The sequence below is a fragment of the Sphingomonas sp. BK580 genome, assembly GCF_014194975.1.
Lineage (GTDB): Bacteria > Pseudomonadota > Alphaproteobacteria > Sphingomonadales > Sphingomonadaceae > Sphingomonas.
In genome coordinates, this window is sequence record NZ_JACIAY010000013.1 from 90,504 (window position 1) to 100,916 (window position 10,413).

10 protein-coding genes are annotated in these 10,413 nt (G+C 65.5%); 6 read left to right on the top strand and 4 right to left on the bottom strand.

The genetic code is table 11. The features are described from left to right. Position 1 precedes the first annotated feature (1 nt). Both FHY05_RS18975 and FHY05_RS18980 read left to right on the top strand, forming a co-directional pair. The gene (locus FHY05_RS18975) at positions 2–463 is read left to right on the top strand and encodes an aromatic acid exporter family protein (RefSeq protein ID WP_183946002.1); all 462 of its coding nucleotides are present in this window, start codon (positions 2–4) and stop codon (positions 461–463) included. Positions 464–669: 206 nt separating this feature from the next. Further along, positions 670–1,086: a DUF1761 domain-containing protein gene (locus tag FHY05_RS18980; RefSeq protein ID WP_183946003.1), complete on the top strand. Its 417-nt coding sequence runs from the start codon at positions 670–672 to the stop codon at positions 1,084–1,086. A gap of 190 nt (positions 1,087–1,276) precedes the next feature. Here FHY05_RS18980 and FHY05_RS18985 read toward each other — a convergent pair whose 3' ends face one another. From FHY05_RS18985 to FHY05_RS18995, 3 genes are read right to left on the bottom strand one after another with little or no spacing between them, the layout of a single operon-like run. Continuing rightward, on the bottom strand, positions 1,277–2,350 hold the full coding sequence (locus tag FHY05_RS18985) for a ComEC/Rec2 family competence protein (RefSeq protein ID WP_183946004.1): 1,074 nt from the start codon (positions 2,348–2,350) through the stop codon (positions 1,277–1,279). An 8-nt stretch (positions 2,351–2,358) separates the two neighbouring features. Beyond that, positions 2,359–3,789: a hypothetical protein gene (locus FHY05_RS18990; RefSeq protein WP_183946005.1), complete on the bottom strand. Its 1,431-nt coding sequence runs from the start codon at positions 3,787–3,789 to the stop codon at positions 2,359–2,361. Positions 3,790–3,794: 5 nt separating this feature from the next. After that, a complete protein-coding gene (locus FHY05_RS18995) occupies positions 3,795–4,967 on the bottom strand; it encodes a caspase family protein (RefSeq protein WP_311732527.1) in 1,173 nt (390 codons plus the stop codon). Positions 4,968–5,391: 424 nt separating this feature from the next. On the opposite strand from FHY05_RS18995, the gene FHY05_RS19000 reads away from it, so the two are divergent. The 3 genes from FHY05_RS19000 to FHY05_RS19010 all read left to right on the top strand — a co-directional run bounded on the left by FHY05_RS19000 (position 5,392) and on the right by FHY05_RS19010 (position 8,429). Beyond that, complete coding sequence (locus FHY05_RS19000) at positions 5,392–5,565, top strand: hypothetical protein (RefSeq protein ID WP_183946007.1); 174 nt, start codon at positions 5,392–5,394, stop codon at positions 5,563–5,565. 31 nt (positions 5,566–5,596) lie between these two features. Then, the gene (locus tag FHY05_RS19005) at positions 5,597–7,273 is read left to right on the top strand and encodes a hypothetical protein (RefSeq protein WP_183946008.1); all 1,677 of its coding nucleotides are present in this window, start codon (positions 5,597–5,599) and stop codon (positions 7,271–7,273) included. A gap of 994 nt (positions 7,274–8,267) precedes the next feature. After that, complete coding sequence (locus tag FHY05_RS19010) at positions 8,268–8,429, top strand: hypothetical protein (RefSeq protein WP_183946009.1); 162 nt, start codon at positions 8,268–8,270, stop codon at positions 8,427–8,429. A 318-nt stretch (positions 8,430–8,747) separates the two neighbouring features. On the opposite strand, the gene FHY05_RS19015 is transcribed toward FHY05_RS19010, so the two are convergent. Then, positions 8,748–9,128, bottom strand: coding sequence for a VOC family protein (locus FHY05_RS19015; RefSeq protein ID WP_183946010.1), 381 nt, complete (start codon positions 9,126–9,128; stop codon positions 8,748–8,750). Between the two features lie 275 nt (positions 9,129–9,403). Here FHY05_RS19015 and FHY05_RS19020 point away from each other — a divergent pair. Continuing rightward, positions 9,404–10,413, top strand: a 1,010-nt coding sequence (locus FHY05_RS19020) for a calcium-binding protein (protein ID WP_183946011.1), incomplete at its 3' end; no start/stop codon positions are given.

Consider the following 10,413-nt stretch of genomic DNA (forward strand, 5'->3'; position numbering starts at 1 on the left):
GTTGGAGCAGGCTCTGCTTTCGGGCGCCGCCGCCGTCCTGGCGTTCTATCCGACACGCGTCTTGGGGCTTCACGAAGGGTTCTGGGCCGCGATCACCGCGATCGCCGTCGCGCAGTCCGAGTTCAACTCGGCCAGCAGCACGGGCCGAGACCAGTTCGCAGGCGCCCTCATCGGTGGTCTCGTGGCCGTGGCGGTCTCGTTCGTCTTCGGGAACGCGATCTGGAGCTATGCCTTCGCCGTCGCTTTCGCGATCGTCGCATGCTGGATCATCGACGTCGCCACAGCGGCGCGCCTCGCAGGGATCACCGCCACGATCATCCTGCTCGTTCCGGGGCTTGGATCTCCCGAGCAGGTGGTTGTCTCGCGCGCTGGCGAGGTCGCCTGGGGCGCCGCGATGGCGATCGCATTGGTCTGGATAGCGAACAGGCTGGCCGATGCGCTCGGCCTTCGTGAGATGGGCTGAGCGGAGACGCATCGTCCCCGCGCGGCGGGCTCATCGGTGCAGATGCGTCTGCGGCGTGGACGGATCGTCCTGTCGATCCGCCGAATCTCGATTTGGTCGACCGCCTCGGTCCGAACTGCAGCCGCTACTGACAGCACGGTGGCAGCAGGGTGCGCATAGAAGTGCTGCTCCGGCCTTTGAGGGCCATGCGAAAGGGAAATGAGCGAATGACTTCGATGATCTCGCAGGTGAACTGGCTCGCCGTGCTGGTGGCTGCGATCGCGCACTTCGTCCTAGGCGGCGTCTGGTTCGGCGCCGTCTTCGCCAAGGCGTATGCTCGATCGCTGGGCATCGATGATCGACCTGCGGTCAAGCCGTCCGCGATCTTCCTCGCGGGACCGCTCGTTTGCGGCCTGGTCATCGTCGGCACCACTGCCATCCTGATGCGCATGCTGGCGCTGGACACGCTCGGCGGGGCCCTTGCTCTCGGCGGGCTCGTGGGGGTCGGGTACTTGGGGGCGATGACCGTGAACATCGCTATCAACCCGCTCTTCCCGCGTCCCTTCCTGTACGCGGCCGTGAACGCACCCATGTTCATACTCGGCAGCCTGATGTCCGCTGCGATCCTGACGGCGCTCGGCTAGCCTCCTCGCACTGCCGATGGCGTCGGGTGCCGACGGCCGCCCGTCCCCGGGCATTCGATCGGTGCCGCGCGGGCGATATGCCGGCGCATCGGCGCGGGTGTGGAGGCCGCGCCTTGACGAAAGAGGCCGCGCCGTAGGCGGTCCGAGCCGCAGCGCGCCATTCGTGACCGGCAGGGATTGCGCGCGGTCTTTAGAGGGTGACGGTGACCGGCTCGCCCTCGGCGCTCGGGTAGACGCAGTCGAACCTGTAGCGGTTCCGCTGCGCCTCGGACTCGCGCCACGGCCGCGTCCTGTCCTGGTCGTAGTTGAAGTAGAGCGTCTTGCGACCATCGGACGGCCGGGTCAGGATCCGCGCGATCGCGATCTCGTCGGGATGCCCGAAGTAACTTCCGTTGGTCGAGATCATGAACCTCTCGCCGTCCAGGCGTTCCAGCAGCTCGCGGGTCGTGTTGGCCTGGCTGCCATGGTGCGGGATCTTGATCAGGTCGCATCGCAGCGGGAGCTCGCGGCCTAGCTGATCCAGGCTGGCGACGAGCATGGACGGATGCGCGTCGGCTCCGAAGAAGACGGTCCTCCCGTCGTACTCGGCGAGGAACGCGATGCTGGAACCGTTCGGCGGCGCCGTATCCTCGACCGTCGTCTCGGCGGCGAGGTCCTCCAGCGAGCCGCCGAAGTCCTCGATGTCATCGTTCGGTCCGTAGTCCTCGGGCTGCGGCTGCTCGGCTGTCGCCGAAGCGGCGGGATCGAGGCCCGCTCGCCGACACTCCTCGGCCCACTGCGGCTCCAACCGCGCCAGCTTCGCGGCATCGGGGGACAGCAGAGTGATCTTCAGTCCGCCGGCGAGCGTCCTGACGACGGGCAGGTCTCCTTCGAGCCGCACGGGGCCGCCCTCGAAGGCCTCGTTCCAGGGCAGCTTGCGGTCCACGATCAGCTTCGTCAGCTTCTCGCCCTGAACGGCTCCGAACTCCTCGCTGTCCGGTTGCCAGAGGAGATGCCGATAGGCGTTGAACCAGATGTCGTCGAACGTGAGGTCGGACCGCCCCGGATCGAGCGCTTCGAGCGCGCCCTCGATGTGATCGCGGTCTACGTGGCTTATCACGAACAGCTCCAGGTGCCGCTCCTCCTCGGGCAGAAACTCGAGCAGCTGCTTGAAGGTGGCCTTGCGTCCCGCGTCGATTAGGACGCGGCGCGGCGCTGTGGGGTCGCCGTACCGGATGAGCAGGCTGTCGCCCTCGCTCGCAGGCAGCATCGTGACCTCAAACATCATTCCTCTCACGTTTCCGTCGGGTCCGGGGGCGCGTGCAGGCGGAGCACGGTGAAGACCTGGCCAACGTCGTAGCGAAGGGAGACCTGTCGCACCACACGGGCCGCCTCGGCGCACTCGTCGTCGTCGAACTGACGCAGTCCCTCGAGGAGCCAGGCGAGGCCCAGCGAATAGAACGGAAGCCCGCGACGGAACGCCCGCAGGAAGGCGGCGCGTGCCCTTCCGTCGATGTCGGAACCGCTGAACATGAGCCAGCGGCCGTGCAGGACGGCGCCATCCGGCAGCCAGGGATACCACCTGCTGAGATTCTCCAGCCATGGGTGCCAGGGATGCGGCACGGCGAGGTCGACCGATCCGAGAAGCGCATAGGCGGCGGCGGCCGCGGCGAGGGGATTGCGGCGCTTCGCGGCAAGCACGCCGACCAGCATGTTGCCTCCTTCGCCCCCGATGCCGGCCACCTTCCCCGCAAGCGCAAGCGAGCCGCTCTTCAGGTATGACAGCACGCCGAAGAAGTCCGGATCGCGAAGCGTGAGGCTGGATCGCGATCGTTCGGCGACCTCGTCCTTGTCGATTACGAGCTCCAGCAGAGCGCCGTCGACGAGGCCACCTCTGGGTACCCAGGGAAGGGGCAGGCTGACGAGCTCAACCGAGCGGTTCGTCACCACCACGGCGAACCGGCGTTCGCCGTCCGAGACCTCGCCGAGCCGCCATACGTCATGACGGTCATCGGCGGGTCGAGGATCGAACGCGGCGCCTTCGTCGATCTCCAATCCGGCGAGTTCCGGGATCGGCGTCTCAAGGCGAAGGCCGGCGACCAGCTCCCGCCAAGTCTCCATCGACCTCTCGAACCTCTCGGCGGCGCTCGCACCCTCAAGGTCCGGCTTGGAAACGCGGCGGAAGACGGTGACCTGCGTCCGGGTGCGGATCGCGTCGTAGACGCTGCCGCGGGCGTAGCTCTCCGTCACGATGATCGGTGACGGGAGCGCTTTGCGCATCCTCTCGGTGGTTCTGGCGGGTACGGCCCGGCTTCCCGCCCGCGACGGGACGCCGGCGGTCGCAATCGGCACGCGACGGGCTTCGTAGACGTCGCGCTCCGGCAGCGAACCCTCGGCGACTTGCCAGGCGAGCCGTTCGTGCGGAGCATCCCCGAGCCGGAAGCTGACGGGGATTTCGTCCTCATCCGCGATACGCACCTGCTCGTTGAGCAGCTCGCCGGACGGCAGCGCGAGCTCGACGCTCCACAGGCCGGCCTCGACCTCCGTCGCCGTCTTGCGGCCTAGGCCGACGACGAACTCGCGATGATCGCTCCCGCGCGGCGGAGAGGAGCCTCCTTCCGCGATCCGCGTCACTCGGGCGACGTATGCCGCCGCCATCGTGCTGTCGCCTTCCCGCGTCGCGCCCAGGGGCTGCTGCTGGATCTCGATCGTGAGCGTGGCCATTTCGCTCACTTGCCCTTCAGCGTCTTGCCGGGCGGCTGCAGGCTGTGGCGCTCGATCGCCACGTCGCCGTCCGCTCGGCTCAGCACCATCTCGGTCTCGCCGGCCGAGAGCCATGTCTCGAACACGTCGGGCCGCCAGTCGCACGGCCGTGGAAGCGGCGGCACGGTCGCGGGATAGGCCGAGACGTCGGCTCCGGCCTGACGGAAGAGGATGGAGCTAATGGCGGACGGCGGCCGTGGTCCCGCATGCTCGGCGAACCCGACAAGGAACGGCAGTTCGGGATCGCCTTGGATGCGGTGCAGCTCGAATTGAACCTGGGAGCCGCTCTGTGGCGACTGCACCTTACGGCCCGGAGCGGGAAAGTTGAGCATGAGGTGCGCCAGAGCCTCGAACAGGCGTGCGGTCTTCACCCGCCAGTCGCCGTCGTCGTTGGAGGCCGCCACGCCGGCGAGGGCCTTTAGTAGCGCCTGCGTGAAGAAGCTCGGTCGCCCCTTCCTGCCGTGGGCCCTCGTGCCGCCGAGCGTCGAGTAGTAGACGCACTGCGCCACTCCCGGTGTCACGGCTCCCAGCTTCTGCACGAGCGTGTTGCCTTGATAGTTGTTCATCTCGATTAGTGAGCCGGTGGCAGTGCGGCATGCGTCGATGAAGTAGCATTGATCGGTCGATCCGCAGTCGATCATGCCGGCGAGGAAGCGCGGCAGGTCGATCAATCCTAGCATCGGCAGGCCAGCGTTTCCGCCGAAGTCGGACGCGACGAGCGCGAAGTCTGTTCCCTTGGAGAACCCGTGTCCGCAGAAGTAGAAGATGAGCAGGCTGCCGGGTTCCGCGTCGCCCCGCGCCTTCCATCTAAGGGCGGCGTCCGAAATGGCCTGGACCGCGGCGGGCCCGGCCACGGCGTCCGGAGCCTTTCGTCCGCCCCGCGCGGGTGGACTGTATGCGAGGTTCGGCTCGGACAGGAGCAGCTCCACGGTGGCGAGCGGCCGGACCGGACTCGACAGATGGCTGATGACCCAATCCGCGAACGCGCGCGCGGACGCGGGCGGCGAAGACAGCTGCTTCATGCCGTCGTCGAAGCGGGCCTTCACCTCGGACGCGCCCCCGGGGAGGTGAGGGTAGTCGCCGACCCCGACGATGAGGACGTGCGTGGCTGGACCCGCGACGGACTTGTCCTCGAACACGATCGACAATTCCGCTCCCCGCTACGCAACCATTGCCATCCAAGGCCCGCCGACCCATCTCTGTGGCGGACGCATGGCGAACGTTATTCAGTTTTTGTTTTGGCACCAAGAGCAGCTCGCGCCATTTCGGTTCAGGTCGGCGGCCTCGTCCACGAGAGCGGACATTGACGGCGCGAGGGCGGGGTCGCTAGGGATGGCCATCCCGCACCCGGTGGAGGCGGGACGGACCGTCGGCCATCCAAGGGATGGTCACGAGCCACGCCCGGGTCGGCGTTTTCGGGCTCGAGCGGTGGAACCGGCGGTGCCCACGGTTTTTTAGGACGTTCGCGACAAAGTACCGGTGGACCGGGACTCGTCATAAAGGCATCATCCCCCCGCGCAACGCCGAACGCGGGGACGACGGACGGGGCGGCAGGAGCTGACATTGGGCAAGAAGCGCAGCCAGGAAGACATCGAGACCGAGTTTCGGCTCTGGCTCGAAGACGGCGGGGTCGTCGAGATCCAGTCGAGGATGGCGCGCGCCCAGAGGACCAGCGACGAGTTCGCGCGATCCACGCGCGTCCGCACCGAAACCCTGTACGAGCCAGTCGCCTTCTGACGGAACGCCCCTCCAGGGGAAATGCGGAAGCGTGGCACTTCCATTTGACGTAGAGGCGTTTTCGGAGAAGGCGCTGCACAAGGCGCTTGTGGCGCACAGCCACGGGCAGAACGCGGCCGTGGCGAAGAAGCCGCAGGTGCGCTTCCTCTTCGGCTACCTCAAGGAGCTCGGATGCCGCACGATGATCGTGGAGCGCGGCTACACCGACCGCAACTTCCTCGAGGACTACGCGGCCTACTACGTGCGCTGCTTCGAGCAATACAGCCGAGTATGCACGCGCCTGCATTTCGTTGCGCGCGAGATTGACGAGAAGGCGGTCAGCGCGGCGATCGTCGCCGACGACGCTGCGGCCCTGCAGGAGCACTATCTCGGCTTTCTGGTCATCAAGCCGCTTCCCTTGACCGTGATCGGTCGAACCTGCCTGCTGCCCTATCCAGCGACGGAGAGCCGACCACGGGTCTTCCCGACGGTGCAGCCGCAGGCGGTCGACCTCTACGGTCTGAAGCTCCAGGTGGAGACGCTGCCGTTCCAGGAACAGGACCGGGAGGTCGCGGCCTGCGCGTCGAGCGCGCTGTGGACCATGCTCCACAGCACGTCGCGGCTCTTCCAGCACGCGATGCCCTCGCCCGTCGAGATCACGAAGGCGGCGACGGCTCATGCCCGGGTCGACGGGCGGACGTTCCCGAACGGCGGCGGCTTGAACGCTCTGCAGATCGCCGATGCCATCCGGAGCGTCGGGCTCGAGCCATTCGGGATCGGGGTCACTTCGATACGGCGGCTCGCCATCCAGCAGGACGACTACGCGGAAGCCGTCGATCCTTCCCCCGAAGGCGCTGCCGGGCCCGCCGGAGCCGAGGCGCCGGTCGATAGGGACGGGGAGCACCGGGATCGGCAGGAGAGCCAGGCGGAGCGGGCCGCGCAGATGCAGCTCGAGCTGAAGATCGCGGTCCTCGCCTATATGCGCTCCGGCATCGCCTGCGCTCTGCTCGCACGCACCACCGACCAGGTCGGCGGCGAGCTGATGACGCGCGGCAACCACGCCGTCGCCATAACCGGCTTCTCGCTCGCAGATCACCCGGCGCAGGGCTACGGTACCTCCGGCACGCGTTTCGCGGCTGCAAGGCTGGATCGTCTCTATGTCCACGACGACCAGACGGGGCCGTTCACCCGCTTCATGTTCGAGGACGGCAACATGCTGGCGGCGGAGGACTTCTCCGCACCGGACGTCGATCGCCGTCTGGCCGAACCGGTTAACCTCGTCGTACCGCTCTACCACAAGATCCGCATCCCGCTGCGACAAGTGGTGGGGCTGACTGTTGCGCTCGACGGGGCGCTTGCGGCGATCGCCCGCGTCGTCGGCCTGAAAGACCCGCTCGAGTGGGACATCCAGCTCATCGGCCTGGAGGCGTTCCGCGACGCCGTGTCGGCGGGAGGCCTGCCGTCGGCCGCCAAGCTCGATCTGCTGACCGCATCGCTGCCGCGCTTCTTGTGGCGCGTGACGGCCGCGTTGCCGTCCAAGCCGGTCTTCGAGCTCCTGCTGGACGCCACAGACCTCCTGCAGGGGAACCTCGTCCGGCGCTTGGTAACGCATGATCCGAAGCTCTGCAACCGGATCAGCTACTGCCTCTCCCTTTCGCAGGATGTCCTTCCGGACACGCTTCGTCCGACGGTTCGCGCGTTCGAGGAGGCCAGGACCGCGAAGAGCTGAGGAAGGCGGTGATGAGCCGCCAATCTGCAGACCCTGCTGAGCCGAAGTAACGAGCGGCGGAGCGCCAGGGGCCGGACGGCACGATGCGTCGAGCGCCGCCGGGCCTGAGCGACCGCCAGATGCTGCGCTCTACGCCACAACGCTCGGATTTATGCTTTAAGTCGGCGAGGGCGAAGTGATCGCAGATCGTTCAACGTTGAGCGCTAGGGCAGGTCAATCCTCACCACGACAAGAAGGCAGTTGGAGTGAGATCGGTGGAAAAGGGCAAGGCATTGCGATGGCACTCGGTGCTCCAGCGCGTCGATAGGCCGCCATGGATGACCGTTCGAGAGGGCAGCTGCACCTCGGCGGGCAAAAGGGAGCCGCCCGATCGCTGTTTTACCCCTATGAGCCAACCATCGCGGCGGCGGTGGCCTCCTCTGAGGTCAGTCGTCCAGATGACGGCTGCCGGCAGCGGCGGACGAGCCGGTTCGATGGCGCAATGAGTGAACGCACGAGAAAAGCGGATTACGGCTCGTCGCGGCCGAGCTTGCCTCAGCCGCGGTCGTTCGGCGCGCCGTCGGCTATCGCCCACTAGCCGACGTTCATTCAGCGCGGCATGATGCGGTGATGCGGCTTCCCCGTCGAGCCATTGAGATCATGCTCACGCTCACCACACTGGTGACTACGGCATTGCTCGTGTGGCTCTACCCGCTTGCTACCCGCCCCCTCACGCATCCCGAGGACGCTACCCTCGTGGAGAGGGCAAGGTCAGATGCCCGCAACATCTTCCACGATGCGGAGTGGCATCGGCGATCTACCTTCCCGATCGTCATGAGGCTGGCTGATCGGACTTGCGTGGAGCTTCGCGCTTGGGCGACGAGTGGAGCGGGAAGCTATCTCGTTTGCTACGACCAGCGGAGTGGTAAAAAGGTGGAGGAGCGATCCGAGCTCGGCTTCTGACCGTCTGCTGCACGACCATTCTCAGACATCATGGCTATTCTAGCGTCGGCGCATGGACCCCCTTATTCCAGGATTGGCGGAGCACTTCATCGAATGGGTGGACGACCGCTTCGGGCGTGTCGCCGCCTGGCTTGCTGGTATGTTAGCCTTGCTTGCGCTTACGGCCGGCACGGTCGCGCTCGGCGTCGCAGCGGTCAGCTGGTTCGGCTTCTAGCGTCCGCTTTCCTGCCAAACTCGGACACGAGCGCCATCTTCGCGGTCGGCCAGCGGGCGGCATTCGGTTCGCTAAGGGTATGCCTAAAGTGCATCGGCCGTAGCGCGCGTAGCGTAGTTGGAAGAGCATAGGGGTGCCTTGCTCGAATCCGACCGTTTCGTTTGCCCCGATCTCTCGCTGTTACATGTAATGCGGATGGAGAAGCTCACAGCCATAGCCGCTCCACCACAATCCTTCTAAGCGGTTGATGAGCCACGTCTCAGAAGTGAACCGCCTCAAAAAGACAACCAGTTCATCGGAGGCGGCAGTTTGCATCCCCTATGGATTGAAATTTAGCTCAACTCCGCGACCCTCTGGATCGCGTAAGAATACCTGCGCCACACCAACAGCATTGGTGCCAACCAAGTCAAAGCTTACATGGCTACTATTTAGGTGTTCGACCGCCTCATCCAACCCGGTGCACTGGAAAGAAACGTGACTGATTGAGTGCGCAATCGAGGTTTCGGCGGAAACTAGATCATTATCGGCCTCGATGTGCAACACATCCTTACCACCCGCATACAACCATCTCCCCTCAACGTTCGAGTCTGGTCGTGAGCCATTCTCAAGGCCCACGATGCCGATGTAGAAATCGGCAATCTTGTCTAGGTCACTGCTAGGTACGCGGATGGTGTAATAACCGATACCCTGATTACGCACTTCGCGGACCCCTCATACCGTTGCTAGCACATCATACTGGGTAAAGGCACGGCGGCAACCCGGCGAGTTGCGGAATCACGTCGCATGCGACGCTGCGCAGGCTGTGCGTGATCCCAGTTCACGAGCCATGGCGAACTTCAAATGCGTGTCGAGGCGCGCTCGCCAGCCTGAAGAGGGCGAAACTAATGATGCAGACAATCTGCGCTGACAGGCGAATTAACCAGTTATTAAGGGTTATCGGTAAGTAGCTGCACGACCTTTAGGAGGGGTGAATTATGGCTACGATCAGCGGCACGTCCGGGAACGACACCCTGACCGGTACCGACCAGAGTGATGTGATCTCGGGGCTCGCTGGTAGCGACACCCTTGATGGTGGGGCGGGCGACGACACGCTGATCGGCGGCGCGGGCGCAGACACGCTCCTTGGCGGTGCTGGAGTGGACACGGCAAGCTACGCGGGCAGCGCGGCTGTGACGATTAACCTCAAGACCGGCGTCCACACCGGCGATGCAGCCGGCGACACCTTCTCGAGCATCGAGGCTTTTCTCGGCTCGCGCGGTGACGACACGTTCATCAGCGGCAGCGACGCCAGCGCCTTCAACGGTGATGCTGGCACCGACACGCTCGACTATTCGGGCTCGGCATCGGCAGTGACGCTCGATCTGACCGCTGGCACCGGCAAGGGGGGCGACGCTGAAGGCGACACCTTCACCAACGTCGAGCGCTTCGTCGGCACCTCGTTCAACGACGTGTACGTCATCAACGACTATAACACCCGGACCATCGTCGAGGCGGCCAACGGCGGCATCGATGAAGTGCGGACCACCTACACCACCATGAGCATCGCCGGCTATGCGAACGTCGAGAACCTGACCTTTGTCGGCACCTCGACCGCGGGCTTCAACGCCACCGGCAATGCCAGCAACAACACCATCACCGGCGGGGCCTACAACGACACCCTGTTCGGTGGCGTTGGCGCCGATACGCTGATCGGCGGTGCTGGCACGGACACCGCCAGCTACGACGGCGGGGCGGCGGTGACGCTCAACCTCAAGACCGGCGTTCACACCGGCGAGGCGGCCGGCGACACCTTCTCCAGCATCGAGGGCTTCCTCGGCTCGCGCAGCGATGACACGTTCATCAGCGGCAGCGATGCGAGCGCTTTCAACGGCAACGCGGGCACCGATACGCTCGACTATTCGGGCTCGGCATCGGCAGTGACGCTCGATCTGACCGCTGGCACCGGCAAGGGGGGCGACGCTGAAGGCGACACCTTCACCAACGT

Excerpts from the sequence above, each read along its gene's own strand:
- FHY05_RS18980 (WP_183946003.1), top strand. The coding sequence starts at position 670 with ATGACTTCGATGATCTCGCAGGTGAACTGGCTCGCCGTGCTGGTGGCT.
- FHY05_RS18985 (WP_183946004.1), bottom strand. The coding sequence starts at position 2,350 with ATGTTTGAGGTCACGATGCTGCCTGCGAGCGAGGGCGACAGCCTGCTC.
- FHY05_RS18990 (WP_183946005.1), bottom strand. The coding sequence starts at position 3,789 with ATGGCCACGCTCACGATCGAGATCCAGCAGCAGCCCCTGGGCGCGACG.
- FHY05_RS19010 (WP_183946009.1), top strand. The coding sequence starts at position 8,268 with ATGGACCCCCTTATTCCAGGATTGGCGGAGCACTTCATCGAATGGGTG.